This is a genomic window from Pseudomonas tremae, assembly GCF_023278125.1.
Taxonomy (GTDB): Bacteria; Pseudomonadota; Gammaproteobacteria; order Pseudomonadales; family Pseudomonadaceae; genus Aquipseudomonas; species Aquipseudomonas tremae.
The window spans coordinates 4,827,159-4,842,947 of the sequence record NZ_CP066270.1; the positions used below are offsets into that span (position 1 = coordinate 4,827,159).

General features: G+C 58.2%; 7 protein-coding genes. 4 read left to right on the top strand and 3 right to left on the bottom strand.

Annotated features, from left to right (window positions below; genetic code table 11):
* Positions 1-22 precede the first annotated feature (22 nt).
* Positions 23-2,161: an EAL domain-containing protein gene (locus I9H09_RS21785; protein ID WP_053931599.1), complete on the bottom strand. Its 2,139-nt coding sequence runs from the start codon at positions 2,159-2,161 to the stop codon at positions 23-25.
* 322 nt (positions 2,162-2,483) lie between these two features.
* Between I9H09_RS21785 and I9H09_RS21790 the strand changes: the two genes are divergently transcribed.
* Positions 2,484-3,155, top strand: a complete 672-nt coding sequence (locus I9H09_RS21790; RefSeq protein ID WP_005888391.1) for a polysaccharide lyase family 7 protein — start codon at positions 2,484-2,486, stop codon at positions 3,153-3,155.
* Between the two features lie 80 nt (positions 3,156-3,235).
* On the opposite strand, the gene putP is transcribed toward I9H09_RS21790, so the two are convergent.
* The gene (gene putP / locus I9H09_RS21795) at positions 3,236-4,723 is read right to left on the bottom strand and encodes a sodium/proline symporter PutP (RefSeq protein WP_053931600.1); all 1,488 of its coding nucleotides are present in this window, start codon (positions 4,721-4,723) and stop codon (positions 3,236-3,238) included.
* Positions 4,724-5,152: 429 nt separating this feature from the next.
* Between putP and putA the strand changes: the two genes are divergently transcribed.
* The gene (gene putA, locus I9H09_RS21800; protein ID WP_122347234.1) at positions 5,153-9,106 is read left to right on the top strand and encodes a trifunctional transcriptional regulator/proline dehydrogenase/L-glutamate gamma-semialdehyde dehydrogenase; all 3,954 of its coding nucleotides are present in this window, start codon (positions 5,153-5,155) and stop codon (positions 9,104-9,106) included.
* Between the two features lie 141 nt (positions 9,107-9,247).
* A complete protein-coding gene (locus I9H09_RS21805; RefSeq protein WP_122347233.1) occupies positions 9,248-11,050 on the top strand; it encodes an acyl-CoA dehydrogenase in 1,803 nt (600 codons plus the stop codon).
* A 22-nt stretch (positions 11,051-11,072) separates the two neighbouring features.
* Here I9H09_RS21805 and I9H09_RS21810 read toward each other — a convergent pair whose 3' ends face one another.
* Entirely contained in the window at positions 11,073-13,691 is a 2,619-nt protein-coding gene (locus I9H09_RS21810; protein WP_183142456.1) for a dermonecrotic toxin domain-containing protein, read from the bottom strand.
* A gap of 318 nt (positions 13,692-14,009) precedes the next feature.
* On the opposite strand from I9H09_RS21810, the gene I9H09_RS21815 reads away from it, so the two are divergent.
* Positions 14,010-15,752 (top strand): potassium/proton antiporter, encoded by a 1,743-nt coding sequence (locus I9H09_RS21815; RefSeq protein ID WP_122323542.1) that lies wholly within the window; start codon positions 14,010-14,012, stop codon positions 15,750-15,752.
* Positions 15,753-15,789 lie beyond the last annotated feature (37 nt).

A 15,789-nucleotide genomic window follows, 5' to 3' on the forward strand; every position in this document is an offset into this window, starting at 1 on the left:
GCACTCATGAAAGCGCGCCATTCTACAGCAATCCGGCACGCTTCAAGGCGGGCAGCTCAAAGTGCGCCGGGAACTGCACGGCGTCGTCGGCAACCATCGGGTGAGAGATCAAAAACCCCTGCACGATCTGGCAGCCATTGTCGGCCAGCCACTGATACTGCTCATGGGTTTCTACACCCTCGGCAATGACCAGCATGTCGAGGTTGCGACTCAGATCGATGATGCTCCGGGCCAATGCCGACTCTCGCTTGGACCCTACAATATTGGCCACAAAGCGTCGGTCGAGCTTCAACGTGTCCAGTTGCAGATTACGCAGGTGCGACAGTGAGCACTCCCCCGTGCCAAAGTCGTCAAGCGCGACGCGTACGCCGATATCGTGCAACAAACCCAGCTGTTTATGGCTGTGCGTCAGGTTGTTGACCAGTGAGCTTTCAGTGATCTCCACTTCCAGCTGCCCTGGTTCCAGTTCAAATCGGTCCATCGCACGCTTTAGTTCCGAGGCCAGATTGGGCATGCAGAACTGCGTAGGGCTCACGCAGACACTCACGACCACATCCGAAGCAAACACCCCGCTCCATATCTGGCGCTGCTCGGCACCCTGATCGAAGATCCAGCCGCCCAGCCTGTTGATCAGTCGCGTTTCTTCCAGCAGGGGAATGAACAATGCAGGAGGCACCTCGCCTACCGCCGGATGCTGCCAGCGCAGCAGCGCTTCGAACCCGCGCAGCCGACCGTCCGCCATATTAATCTGTGGCTGGTAGACCACCGAAAAGTCCTTGCCGTCGATGGCCGTGCGCACGCTTTCTTCTAGCATTAGCCGCGAGCGTGCGCGCCCGTTCATGTTCTGGTCATAGAACCGGTATTGCTGGCGTCCTGCGCGCTTGGCTTCGTACATGGCGATATCTGCTGCGCGCAGCAGGCCGTCCAGGTTTGAGCCGCAATCGGGAAAGGTCGCAATGCCTACACTCGCGCCCACGGTTATATCGACACCATCGACCTGCCGCCTGCCCGACACGCGATCGATGAGCTTTTCAGCAATTTTTGCGGCCTGCTCGGGGTAGTCAAGGCCATCGATAACAACGGTAAATTCGTCACCGCCAACCCGCGCCAGCACATCATAAGGGCGCATGCAGTCCTTGAATTGCTGCGCGACCCACAGCAACACCTGGTCCCCTGCATCATGACCGAGCGCGTCGTTGATTTGCTTGAAGCCGTCCAGGTCCATGAACAGCACGACAAGGTATTTATCCGCCTGCTCATTACGCAACAGCATGCTTTCAACGGCTTGATACAGACCGCGTCTATTGAGCAGACCGGTCAAGGCGTCTGTAACGGCCTGTTTTTCCAGCTGCTGGTACAGATCACGGACCACCGACATGTCGAGCACCGTCAGCACCATTGCCTTTTGCTCAGCAGGCAGCGCGGCGCAGGACAACGCAACCGGCAACTGCGCCCCTTGGGCAGTGCGCAACACAGCATCGTGAACGCGGTAGGTGTCTGACTTGCGATAGTGTTGATAAAACCCCGAATCCAGCCACTCACCCACCTGCGGCTCGACGATATAGTCGAGCACCCGGGTTCCGCGGAGCTGCTCGACCGAAGCGTTCAGCAATTGGCAGATAGCGGGGTTGGCAAAGCTGATCAGGCCTGTTTCTTCCACCACCAGAATACCTTCGGCCACATTCGACAAGACCGATGCATTGAAGGCCCTGGCCGACTCCAGCTCTTGGGAGAGCTGCTGCAGCGCACGACGATTACGCTGCTGCTCCAGCAAGGTCTGAACCTTGGGCTTGAGCACGTTGGGGTCGAACGGTTTGAAGAGGTAATCCGTCGCGCCGTTTGCGTATCCCTTCTGCACAGCGTCCTGGGTCTGCTCGTTGGCCGTCAGGAAGATAATGGGAGTAAGGCGGGTACGCTGACTGCCACGCATCAATCGCGCGACCTCGAAGCCGTCCATGCCCGGCATCTGTACGTCCAGCAATACCAGATCGACTTCCTGCTCCAGAAGCACCGTCAGCGCCTCGATGCCTGAGCTGGCGGTCACGATGTGCCAGTCCGTTCTTTGCAGAACAGCGCACATCGTCACCAGATTTTCCGGGTAATCGTCTACAACCAACAATACTGAAGAGCCATCATGTGGCTGGGGTGGCACGCGTTCCATGCTGCTTCTCTATGTGGGTATGACGCCTGTAAGCCAGGAAGACCGTCATACTTTGGTTCCAACTCTAGCCCCGTCTCGCCAAAAGCAGAAGCAAGGCACCTCTTCCCAACCATCAAAGTTCGATCTAACCGACTAACGGTCATTCTCTACAGCCCTTGAAATCCCTGCCCTGCAGAAAAAGTGACAGCACTTTGACGTCATTCGTTCGACAATTTTCCATTAACAAATTGTCTTACAAGACGTATAAAACCCTCCCCCCAAACCTTTCCCTACAGACCAGAGACCCATTCGCTGGCAAAACGTATTTATGGACGGATAAAAAATGGTAGATCTTGGATCGTGGAACCTCAGCATCCCGGTGGAGACACCCCCCAAGACCATCGAAACCTCTCAACTGGTAAAGGGCTACGACGGGAAATACTTCCAGTCGAAGTCTGATTCCATCGTGTTCTGGTCGCCGGTGACTGGCACCAAGACCGACAACGCCAAATACTCGCGTAGCGAACTACGAGAAACCTGGGCCGACGGATCACTGCACAACTGGGTCTATCCAGACGCAGACAACCACCTGAATGCCAAACTGGAAGTGGATCAGGTACCGTCGACAGGCAAGGTCGTGATCGGCCAGATCCACGCCTATGAAAGCACCGAGCCTCTTCTGAAAGTCGAATACCAGTACGATGAAGACACCAAGACCGGTGACATCGTTGCCAAAGTTCGCAACCGTTACGATGACGACGACAGCAAGGTCTATAAGATAGTAGAAGGTGTGAAGCTGAATGAGACATTCAACTACGCGATTAACCTGACCAAGGGCGGTAAATTGACTGTCTCCGTCAACGGTACCGACTGGAGCAAACGGATCAGCAAGACCTGGCGTGACAAGCCGCTTTACTTCAAAGCGGGCGTGTACACCCAGGACAATACGGGCTACACCTCGGAAGGTGGCAAGGCCACGTTCTACAACCTGGACATCGATCACAATAAAAGCTGAGCTTTTCAGCTTCCAGGCATAACCAGAACGGCCCGCACTTTCATTGAAAGGCGGGCCGTTTTTGTTTCAGGCGTTTGCTGTTAGCGGTTAGCTTTGAAGTCCTGCTCAGCCGCGAGGAAACGCGCCTGCATCGAAGCCGATGCTGGCTTGCCGATCAGGCTGAACACCACGATCGCGATGCTGGCGAGAATGAAACCGGGGATGATTTCATACAGCCCCATCGTGCTGAACTGCTTCCACAGCACCACGGTCACCGCACCGACAACCACGCCAGCCAGAGCGCCGTTGCGCGTCATGCCTTTCCACAGTACCGAAATCAGCACCACAGGGCCGAATGCCGCACCGAAACCGGCCCAGGCGTAGCTCACCAGACCCAGCACACGGTTCTCAGGGTTGGCCGCCAGCAGAATGGCGATGATCGCAATCAGCAGCACCATTGCGCGACCGACCCAGACCAGTTCGACCTGGGAAGCGTCCTTGCGCAGATAAGCCTTGTAGAAGTCTTCGGTGAGTGCGCTGGAACACACTAGCAACTGACAGCTCAACGTGCTCATGACAGCAGCCAGAATCGCCGAGAGCAGCACGCCGGCAACCCAAGGATTGAACAGCAGTTTGGCCAGCTCGATGAACACCCGCTCGGGGTTTTCGACCACCGGGCCGGCCACATCCGGGTTGGCAGAGAAATAGGCGATCCCGAAGAAGCCGACCGCCACGGTACCGCCCAGGCAGAGAATCATCCAGGCCATGGAGATGCGACGGGCGTTGGCAATCGATTTGACCGAATCCGCCGCCATGAAGCGCGCCAGAATATGCGGTTGACCGAAATAGCCCAGCCCCCAGCCCAGCAGTGAAATGATGCCGATGAAAGTAGTGTTCTTGAACATGTCGAAGCTGGTCGGATCTTTCGCTTCAATCGCCAGGAACGTCGCATCGACCCCGCCTGTCGCCAGCAGCACGATGATCGGCGTAAGGATCAGCGCGAAGATCATTAGCGTGGCCTGCACAGTGTCTGTCCAGCTGACAGCCAGGAAGCCACCGACAAACGTGTAGGCGATGGTCGCTGCGGCGCCGGCCCAAAGAGCGGTTTCGTAGGGCATGCCGAAGGTGCTTTCAAACAGGCGCGCACCGGCAACGATGCCGGAAGCGCAATAGATGGTGAAAAACACCAGAATCACAATGGCGGAAATGATGCGCAGCAGCCCGCTGCTGTCCTCGAAACGACTGCTGAAATAGTCCGGCAACGTCAATGCATCGCCATTGTGCTCGGTCTGAACACGCAGACGCCCCGCCACGAACAGCCAGTTGAGATAAGCACCGACGATCAGGCCGATGGCGATCCAGCTCTCCGACAGACCCGACATGTAGATGGCGCCCGGCAGCCCCATCAGCAGCCAGCCGCTCATGTCCGAAGCACCCGCCGACAGTGCAGTGACCACACTGCCCAGGCTGCGTCCGCCAAGAATGTAATCCGAAAGGTTGTTGGTCGAGCGATAGGCCATCAGGCCGATCAGTACCATTGCCGCGATGTAGATCACGAACGTGATCAAGGTAGGGTTGCTGACACTCATGAGTTCTGCCTTGGCATTGTTTTTATGTTGGCACCTGATGCACCCGTGAATCACCGAACCGGCGATATTCACCTGTGCACCCGACACCGCGCTGACTGATCCCCTGCGGAATGACAGTCACGGTTGCACCGAGGGATGGATGCTATGAAACAAAGCAGACAAGGTGCAACCCATTTCATCGCACAAGTTGCACCTGTTACAAAAAAACAGGTCAGGGCGATTTTTCGCCCTATTTTAGGGCGTTTTCGACGCAATACACGAAAAAACGCGCACCAGCATTGAGCGCAGGGATCATTTCACTGACCGTTCCCTGTGAATGTCACAAAATATTCTCCAAACAGGGTTGCACTCGGTTGCACCTCGCCGACTCCAGCGCTAACCTGCGCCAAAGCCGATGCCACATTCGAGTGGCTATAAAGAGGACAACATATGGCCACCACCACTCTTGGCGTCAAACTCGACGACCCTACCCGCGAGCGATTGAAAGCTGCCGCGCAGTCCATCGACCGTACACCGCACTGGTTGATCAAGCAGGCGATCTTCAATTACCTGGAAAAGCTGGAGAGTGGTGCAACCTTGCTGGAGCTCGATGGCTCGACAGGCAAGGACAGCGATGACCGTGGCGAGCTGGCGGAAGACACCGGCCTGCAATGCTTCCTGGATTTTGCCGAAAGCATCCAGCCGCAATCAGTGCTCCGCGCCGCTATTACCTCGGCCTACCGACGCCCCGAACCCGAAGTGGTGCCCATGCTGCTTGAGCAGGCTCGCCTGACGGCGCCTGTTGCAGAAGCCACCAACAAGATGGCTGCATCGATTGCCGAGAAACTCCGCAATCAGAAAAGCGCCGGCGGTCGTGCCGGTATTGTTCAGGGTCTGCTGCAGGAGTTTTCGCTTTCGTCTCAGGAAGGCGTTGCCCTGATGTGTCTGGCCGAGGCGCTGCTGCGCATCCCGGACAAGGGCACGCGTGATGCCTTGATACGCGACAAGATCAGCAACGGTAACTGGCAGCCACACCTCGGCAACAGCCCGTCACTGTTCGTCAACGCGGCAACCTGGGGCCTGTTGCTGACCGGCAAGCTGGTCGCGACACACAACGAAGCAGGCCTTACCTCTTCGCTGAGCCGCATCATTGGCAGAAGCGGCGAGCCGATGATCCGCAAGGGCGTCGACATGGCCATGCGCCTTATGGGCGAGCAGTTCGTCACCGGCGAAACCATCGGTGAAGCCCTGGCCAACGCCAGCCGCTTTGAAGCCAAGGGCTTCCGCTACTCCTATGACATGCTGGGTGAAGCAGCATTGACCGAACACGACGCCCAGAAATATCTGGCGTCCTACGAGCAGGCCATTCACTCGATAGGCAAAGCGTCCCATGGCCGCGGCATCTACGAAGGCCCGGGCATTTCCATCAAACTGTCGGCGCTGCACCCGCGCTACAGCCGCGCTCAATACGAGCGCGTGATGGAAGAGCTATATCCGCGCCTGCTGGCGCTCACCTTGCTGGCCAAACAATATGATATCGGCCTGAACATCGACGCCGAAGAAGCCGACCGCCTGGAGCTGTCGCTGGACCTGCTCGAACGCCTGTGCTTCGAACCGCAGCTGACTGGCTGGAATGGCATCGGCTTCGTGATTCAGGCTTATCAGAAGCGCTGCCCGTATGTGATTGACTACGTGATCGACCTTGCACGTCGCAGTCGTCATCGCCTGATGATACGTCTGGTAAAAGGCGCCTACTGGGACAGCGAGATCAAACGCGCACAGGTCGAAGGCCTGGAAGGCTACCCGGTGTACACCCGCAAGGTGTACACCGACGTGTCGTACATCGCTTGCGCCCGCAAGTTGCTGGCGGCACCGGAAGTCATCTATCCGCAATTCGCCACGCACAACGCCCACACTCTGGCGGCCATCTACCAGATTGCCGGTCAGAACTACTACCCCGGCCAGTATGAGTTCCAGTGCCTGCACGGCATGGGCGAACCGCTTTACGAGCAAGTCGTAGGCAAAGTGGCCGATGGCAAGCTGAACCGTCCATGCCGCGTGTACGCACCGGTCGGCACCCACGAAACGCTGCTGGCGTATCTGGTCCGCCGCCTGCTGGAAAACGGCGCCAACACCTCATTCGTCAACCGGATTGCCGACCACTCTATCTCCATTCAGGAACTGGTGGCCGACCCGGTCAGCCAGATCGAGCGCATGGCCACGCAGGAAGGCGGTTTCGGCCTGCCGCACCCGCGCATTCCGCTGCCGCGTGACCTTTATGGCTCAGAACGCGCCAACTCCAGCGGCATCGACATGGCCAACGAACATCGTCTGGCTTCGCTGTCCTCGGCACTGCTGGCTACCGCACACAACGACTGGAAAGCCGCGCCGATGCTCGGTTGCCCGGCAGGTGCAGGCAGCCTGACCGCTGCATTGAACCCTTCGGACCTGCGTGATGTGGTGGGTCATGTGCAGGAAGCCTCCCTGCAAGACGTGGATAACGCCATTCAGTGCGCCTTGAGCGCCGGCCCGATCTGGCAGGCCACACCGCCTGCCGAGCGAGCTGCAATTCTGGAGCGTGCTGCCGATCTTATGGAAGCCGAAATCCAGCCGCTGATGGGCTTGCTGGTCCGGGAAGCAGGCAAAACGTTCGCCAACGCCATCGCAGAAGTGCGAGAAGCGGTGGATTTCCTGCGCTACTACGCTGTGCAGGCACGAAATGATTTTACCAACGACAGCCACCGCCCTCTGGGACCTGTGGTGTGCATCAGCCCCTGGAACTTCCCGCTGGCGATTTTCAGTGGGCAGGTTGCCGCCGCACTCGCCGCTGGCAACCCGGTGCTGGCCAAGCCTGCCGAGCAGACGCCGTTGATCGCCGCTCAGGCCGTGCGCCTGTTGCTTGAGGCAGGAATTCCGGAAGGCGTGCTGCAACTGCTGCCAGGCCGTGGCGAAACCGTAGGTGCCGGGCTGGTGGGTGATGAGCGCATCAAGGGCGTGATGTTCACCGGTTCCACCGAGGTCGCCCGCCTGCTGCAACGCAATGTCGCAGGTCGTCTGGATTCTCAGGGCCGTCCTGTCCCGTTGATCGCCGAAACCGGTGGCCAGAACGCGATGATCGTCGACTCTTCGGCGCTGACCGAGCAGGTGGTGATCGACGTAGTGTCTTCGGCGTTCGACAGCGCCGGCCAACGCTGCTCGGCACTGCGCGTGCTGTGTCTGCAGGAAGACTCCGCCGACCGCGTCATCGAAATGCTCAAGGGCGCAATGGCCGAAAGCCGCTTGGGCAACCCGGAGCGCCTGTCCGTGGACATCGGCCCGGTCATCGATGCCGAGGCCAAGGCCGGGATCGAGAAACACATCCAGGCCATGCGCGACAAAGGCCGCACGGTTTACCAGGTGGCCATGGCCGACAGTGCCGAACTCAAGCGCGGCACCTATGTGATGCCTACCCTTATCGAGCTGGAAAGCTTCGATGAGCTGCAACGCGAAATATTCGGCCCGGTGCTGCACGTGGTGCGCTACAAGCGTAAGGCGCTGGACCAGTTGATCGGCCAGATCAATGCGTCCGGCTATGGCCTGACACTCGGCGTACACACCCGCATCGACGAAACCATCGCCAAGGTCATCGACAACGTCAATGCCGGTAACGTCTACGTCAACCGCAACATTGTTGGTGCCGTGGTGGGTGTTCAACCGTTTGGCGGCGAAGGTTTGTCCGGCACAGGCCCAAAAGCCGGTGGTCCGCTGTATCTTTATCGCCTGCTGTCGACACGACCTCACGATGCTATCGAGAAATCGTTCGAGCGTGGCGACGCGCTGGTCGCTCCGGATACCCGTCTGCGCGAGGTGATGAGCAAACCGCTGCAGGCATTGAAAGCATGGGCCGCCAGCAGTCAAAACGCCGAACTGGATGCGCTGTGCAACCAGTACGCCGAGCAGTCACAAAGCGGCATTACCCGCCAGTTGGCAGGCCCTACCGGCGAGCGCAACAGCTATGCGATCCTGCCACGCGAGCACATCTTGTGCCTGGCCGATGACGAAGCCGACCTGCTGATTCAACTGGCGGCCGTTCTGGCTGTCGGTGGTTCGGCCGTCTGGCCGGACACCGATATCGGCAAACCACTGCGCGCGCGCCTGCCCAAAGAGGTGCAGGCACGTATCAAACTGGTCCCGGACTGGAAAAAGGATGAAGTCACCATCGACGCCGTCCTGCACCACGGCGACTCGGACCAGCTACGCGCTATCTGCCAGCAGATCGCGCGGCGCAACGGCGCGATAGTCGGCGTCAACGGCCTGTCCCACGGCGAAACCAGTGTTCCACTGGAGCGTCTGGTAATAGAACGCGCACTGAGCGTCAACACGGCGGCGGCTGGCGGCAATGCGAGCTTGATGACGATCGGGTGATACAACACGCTATCTCGTTGCCGCGCTCCAGCGTGGCAACGATGGCTGTTCGAAAGAGCACCTATCATCCAAATCAATCTTGCTACCGCCAACGCACAACGCGTCCTAGACTGAGCCTATTCCAATAATAGGTACGCCATCATGTCCGAGTCGCTGCTCAGCTCCCGAAACCTGGCTTTCGAGCTGTACGAAGTGCTGGACGCCGAGGGGCTGATCCGGCGTGAGCGGTTTGCCGAACATTCGCGAGAAACCTTCGATGCTGCGCTGGGAACCGCGCGTACCATCGCGGAAAAATACTTCGCGCCGCACAATCGTAAGGCTGACGAGAACGAACCGCGCTACGAAAACGGAGAGGCCATTCTGATTCCAGAGGTCAAGCCGGCAGTAGACGCGTTCCTTGAAGCCGGCTTTCTCAACGCATCGCGTAATTTCGAAGCGGGCGGCATGCAGTTGCCTACCTTGCTCTCCCAAGCGTGTTTCGCGCACTTTCAGGCAGCCAATGTCGGGACCACCTCATACCCGTTCCTGACGATGGGCGCGGCCAATCTGATCGAAAGCTTTGGTAGCGACGAGCAGAAGCAGCGCTTTCTGCAGCCTATGATCGAGGGTCGTTTTTTCGGCACCATGGCGCTGACTGAACCCCATGCAGGTTCGTCCTTGTCTGACATACGCACACGTGCAGAACCCGCAGCGGACGGTACGTATAGACTGCGCGGCAACAAGATCTTCATTTCCGGAGGCGATCATTCGCTATCCGAGAACATCGTACACATGGTTCTGGCGAAACTGCCGGATGCGCCTGGCGGGGTCAAAGGCATCTCGCTGTTCATCGTGCCAAAATTTATGGTCAACGAAGATGGCAGCCTGGGTAAACGCAACGATGTGCTGCTGGCCGGGCTGTTTCACAAGATGGGCTGGAAAGGCACCACGTCCACAGCGCTCAACTTCGGCGATAACGGCGAGTGTGTTGGCTATCTGGTGGAAAAAGCGCATCACGGTCTGAGTTACATGTTTCAGATGATGAACGAAGCGCGCATTGGCGTCGGCCTTGGCGCTGCGATGCTGGGTTATTCGGGTTATCTGTATTCACTTGAGTACGCCCGCGATCGCCCACAGGGCCGTTTGCCAGACAGCAAAAGCCCGGAAAGCAAGCCTGTCCCGATCATTCAGCACGCTGACGTGCGGCGCATGCTATTGACCCAGAAAGCCGATGTGGAAGGCGCCTTTGACCTCTGCCTGTATGCCTCGCGGCTGTTCGACGATACCCAGACCGGCGAGACAGAAGATGTCCGCAAGCAGGCTCACGAGTTACTCGACCTGCTGACCCCTGTCGTCAAATCCTGGCCATCGGAGTTCTGTCTCAAGGCCAATGAACTGGCGATTCAAGTGCTCGGCGGTCACGGCTATACCCGCGAGTACCCGGTCGAGCAGTATTACCGGGATAACCGCCTTAACCCGATCCACGAGGGCACGCAAGGGATTCAGTCGCTGGACCTGCTGGGTCGCAAGCTGGCACAAAACGGCGGGACCGGACTCAAGCAGTTGTTGCGTCTGATTTCCGGCACCTGCGAACGCGCCCAGGCACACGCCCCCATTGATGAACTGCGCCAGCCTCTCGAACATCTGGTGGCACGTCTGCAGGCCGTCACCCTTGGCCTGTTGACCGATATGGCTCAGGGCAGAATCACCAGCACCCTCGCCAATTCGGCGCTGTACCTCAAGGTATTCGGGCACACCATCGTCGGCTGGCGATGGCTGGAACAGGCCATCCGGTCAGAGGAAGGTTTGAGCAAAGGCAATGCGGCTGATAACGACTTTTACAGGGGCAAGCTGCAAGCCGCTCGGTACTTCCTGACATGGGAAGTACCGAGCTGCCATCACGAGCTGACAATACTGGAAAACCGTGATGACACGTGCCTGGCAATGCACGAAAACTGGTTTTGATCAAACCCCGGCTGGCACTTGCTCAGTGAGGGCTGAACAGGTTGGCCAGTGGGTCATGCGGAAAAAACCGGTCGACCAGCACCTTGGCGTCTGCACCCAGCTTGAGCGCATATTGCGCCCGGCTGAAGGGTTCACCCGTGCGCAGATCGTAAAGCGTCAGCCCTTGAGCCGGGCGGTCTACCTCCTGCATCTGGACTTTCATGATGCGGTAAAAATCACCGACGACTTCTTCGATGCTGTCGATCTGAAAATAGCATCCAGGCAGAAATATCGACTCGGCTTCCTCGGGCGAGGCTGAAAACGGCGCAATCGGAGTGGCCCTCAGATACCGCCCCTTGGGCAATACAAACACCACCGAAGTGTCATCAAACGTTACTGGCGCAATGAGCGCGTTGGTGGGAGCACCGGCACGACTGCTGGCGAAAGCACCAACCACATAGGGGTTTTCACTGAACGAGGTGATATCGGTATTGACCAGAAAATCACCGACCTTGATCTGCCCGCTGCGGAATACCGCACCCGAGGTGCCGCGATCGCCACTGCCGCCCCGATACAACTCGACATCATTGTTATAGCCCACCACATGGATGTCATCGGCAAGCCGCTCAATGAACCTGACCTGATGATTGACATCACGCTTGCCTGTACGCAGGAATCGATTGAACATCGCGTCCTCCTGAGTGTAGAGCTTGATGTTAGCGCCGCTATATTCGTCCTCGCCCAGCCTGAATACTCTGTGTTTTCCGTGCCACGGGTCTTTGTACACCTCATCGCCGTCGGACGAAGAGTCAGACTCCAAAACATCCTCCGGGGTGGGTTCCCAGATCGCCATGGCCTGTTTCTGCCGGGCCAGGGCGCTGTCCGAATAGTACTGTTCGTTGAAGATGTCCGTTTGCAGGTACCTGTCCCAAAACGTCGAACGCACTGCCACGTAAGGTTTGCTTGCCGGGGCAAATGCGCCGGTTGACGGAACCTGCGGCTCCATAGGCGAGCCGCCCTGCAAGCCGAGTGGTTTCATTAACATCCACTCCCCGTCTGCACCGAGGCGCACAGGCTGGCCGCCGATGAACGCAAAGGGATTGTCAGGGTTGACGATAAACCAGCAATGCTCTTGCTCATTGAACATCACGCGGTAAGGCAGTTGCCCAAGCTTGATCCAGGTTTCGCCATTGCTCAGCGAGTAAATACTACGAAACCTGCCTTCCGCGGCTGAAGGCGTGAGGCTGTCCAGCAGCAGGTTGCCTTCCATGTTATCCAGCAGATCAACAGGCACGCTGCCCTGCACAACTTCACCGGGCAGTGACACAACGTCGGCACGCACTAATTGCGTGGGCTCGGGCGTGGCCCGAATGGACATCAGTAGTGGCAGATTAAAAAGCAGATAAAGGGTGTTGATAATGGCCCCCAACACACCAGCGCGGCGTTGCGCCGGGGTTTTGCCGTTGACCGCCTGATCGATGTTCAAACCGGTGTTGGCAAAGCTTGCGCCAACCAGTGTCAGGGCAACAGGCCACCCCAATGGGGCAAGTCCGCCAAAAACCTGCATGAACGCACTTAGATATCCCATCCACATCTGCTTGCGCAGATCGGTATTGGACGTCAGCAGTTGACGCGCATCGGCGCTCATGGCCTGGCGCGCAATATCACGCTGGTAAATAAACGGATCACCCACAATGGGTGCCTGGGATAGGTTGATAAGTCGAACATCGGCATGCCAGTCCTGCGCGAGCAACTCGCTCACACCACTGGAAAAGCTGGCGCTGTCTTTTATCAGTGCCGCTTGGCCTCGCAGGAAATGGCCTGTCAGCGCCTTGCCGGCCTGCTCGCTCAGGAACTGCTCCTTGAGCCAGTTGTACAAAGCGCGTTCGTTATCAAACACCCGAAAAGGCTGCTCGGCATCAGGCCAATAAATAACCTCCCGACCATCGGCGATAACAATGCGCAGCATGTCGTGGGCCTCGATGCCATTGATATCCAGCGTATGCACCGAAAGGCCAAGCGTTGCCGGAGGCGATTTCAGCAAGGCTTTCAACGTAAGAGGCTGTAAGGGGTCAGTAACCACGAAGCGAGTGACGTGTTTGAAGTCGTCTGGCGAAAGCTGGCCTTTGCGCAGGCAATTACCCGCTGCAACCAGATAGTGCGCTTTGGCAAATATGCAGAAATTCTCGCTGTGCGTGCTCCAGAAACGCTCCATACGGCGGGTGTACTGCTCGCTGAAATCGAGCGTCCACATGTCCTTGAGCACGTCCTGAGGCAGCATGGGTACCTCGTTGCGCTCGTCGAAAACCCCATGATCCGGGCCATCGGTGTAAAAACCGCCGTACAGGGAGAGCTCGTCGCTGGCTTCTTGGTCGTGGGCTTCGAAGCGCTGCATGAGCAGTTCGATCAACGTCATTGATTGCACCGGCTTACCGGAATGCTGCCAGCCGGTAAAAGTACGCGGACTGCTGCTCGCGCTGCCAAAACGATGCCAGTACACCCTGTCAGGATTGAACACCCTTTTCGTGTGCTGAAGCATGATATTGCTGGCTGCTTCATAGGCAAGATCGTGCAGGTCGGGATAATCGAGCACAAACTGCCGCGCGCGTTCGCGCAGCCGTTGCTGATCAGTCATAGGTATTTTCGAAGGTATGGATGTCATGACGTCTTCCTGTATGAGAGAAGTCATGCACGTAATCATCCAATAGCGCGCACGTGGCACTAACTATCTATAGAAAAACCTCTGATGGCTGAGGCCTGAACAATTGAGCGCCAGAAGCGCCTGACCTGCGCTGTACAAGTCGGTATCAGCCGCCGAGTTGCAACGAACCGTGTGCTCTGGAGCGCCGGTCTGCCGCAACCGCGTGAAATTGCACTTTGACAGCCAAGCAATTCAACAGGTTAAATCGCTTGGCACGCGGACTGCATGGTCAGTTTTCGCTCTTCCCGCTTTTGTTTCGTTTTCTTTGGAGTACCGCCCTTGGACGCCACCACCATCAACAGCCTGTTCCTGATCGGCGCGTTGCTGGTAGCCGCAAGCATCCTGGTCAGCTCTCTTTCGTCGCGTCTCGGCATCCCGATTCTGGTCATCATCCTGGCAGTGGGCATGGTGGCAGGCGTCGATGGCGGCGGGATTATCTTTGACAACTATGCAACGGCCTACCTGGTCGGCAACCTGGCGCTGGCGGTTATTCTGCTCGACGGCGGGCTGCGCACGCGGGTGTCCAGTTTCCGGGTAGCGCTCTGGCCAGCCCTGTCGCTGGCGACTGTCGGCGTCCTCATTACCACCGTCCTGACCGGCATGATGGCCGCCTGGCTGTTCAACCTGAGCGTCATTCAAGGCTTGCTGATCGGGGCCATAGTCGGTTCGACAGATGCCGCAGCCGTGTTCTCGCTGCTTGGCGGTAAAGGCCTGAACGAGCGGGTAACCGCCAGCCTGGAAATCGAATCGGGCAGTAACGACCCGATGGCGGTGTTTCTCACCGTGACCCTGATCGGCATGATTGCCAGTGGCCAGACCGGTCTGCACTGGGGGCTTCTGGGGCACCTGATTCAGGAATTCGGCATCGGCAGCGTCATAGGTCTTGGCGGTGGCTGGATTCTGTTGCAACTGGTCAATCGCATCAATCTGGCGGCAGGTCTGTACCCGATCCTGGTCATTGCCGGAGGTCTGGCGATCTTCGCGCTGACCAACGCCATTCACGGCAGCGGCTTTCTGGCGGTCTACCTGTGCGGCCTGGTACTTGGCAACCGGCCAATCCGTAGCCGCCACGGGATCCTGCACATGCTCGACGGCATGGCCTGGCTGGCGCAGATCGGCATGTTTCTCGTGCTGGGCCTGCTGGTCACGCCTCATGACCTGCTCCCGATTGCCCTGCCGGCTTTGGGGCTCGCACTCTGGATGATCCTCGTCGCGCGGCCGCTGTCGGTGATGGTCGGCCTGCTGCCCTTCAAGGTATTTCATGGCCGCGAGAAAGCGTTCATTGCCTGGGTAGGCTTGCGCGGCGCGGTGCCGATCATTCTGGCCGTGTTCCCGCTGATGGCCGGGCTGCCCAACGCTCAGCTGTATTTCAACCTGGCGTTCTTTATCGTCTTGGTCTCGCTGTTGCTGCAGGGTACCAGCCTGCCCTGGATGGCCAAGCTGCTGAAAGTCACGGTTCCGCCAGACCCTGCCCCTGTTTCCCGGGCAGCGCTGGAGGTACACGTCACCAGCGAATGGGAGCTGTTCGTTTACCGCCTTGGCGCCGAAAAATGGTGCATCGGCGCCGCGCTGCGGGAACTGAAAATGCCCGAAGGCACGCGCATCGCCGCACTGTTCCGCGGTCAGCAACTGCTCCACCCGTCGGGTAGCACAACGCTGGAAGTGGGTGATCTGCTGTGTGTCATCGGCCACGAGCATGACCTTCCGGCGTTGGGCAAACTCTTCAGTCAAGCGCCGCAGCGCGGTCAGGATCTGCGCTTCTTCGGCGATTTCGTGCTCGAAGGCGACGCACAACTGGGTGAAGTCGCGGCGCTGTATGGTCTGAAACTGGATGGCATTGACCCCAATGTGCCGCTCAGTCAGTTCATCGTGCAGAAGAACCGAGGCGAGCCGGTGGTTGGCGACCAGATTGAATGGAATGGAACTATTTGGACTGTTGCCGTCATGGACGGGAACAAGATCCAGAAAGTCGGCGTCAAATTCCCCGAAGGAACCCGCCCGGGTCTCGGTCTGTTCCTTTAAACTGCCAACCCACACGTATCATCATGCGACCGGTGTC

What these genes read in the sequence shown, in the direction of transcription:
- I9H09_RS21805 (WP_122347233.1), top strand. Translation starts at nt 9,248, where the DNA reads ATGTCCGAGTCGCTGCTCAGCTCCCGAAACCTGGCTTTCGAGCTGTAC.
- putP (WP_053931600.1), bottom strand. Translation starts at nt 4,723, where the DNA reads ATGAGTGTCAGCAACCCTACCTTGATCACGTTCGTGATCTACATCGCG.
- I9H09_RS21785 (WP_053931599.1), bottom strand. Translation starts at nt 2,161, where the DNA reads ATGGAACGCGTGCCACCCCAGCCACATGATGGCTCTTCAGTATTGTTG.
- putA (WP_122347234.1), top strand. Translation starts at nt 5,153, where the DNA reads ATGGCCACCACCACTCTTGGCGTCAAACTCGACGACCCTACCCGCGAG.
- I9H09_RS21810 (WP_183142456.1), bottom strand. Translation starts at nt 13,691, where the DNA reads ATGACATCCATACCTTCGAAAATACCTATGACTGATCAGCAACGGCTG.
- I9H09_RS21790 (WP_005888391.1), top strand. Translation starts at nt 2,484, where the DNA reads ATGGTAGATCTTGGATCGTGGAACCTCAGCATCCCGGTGGAGACACCC.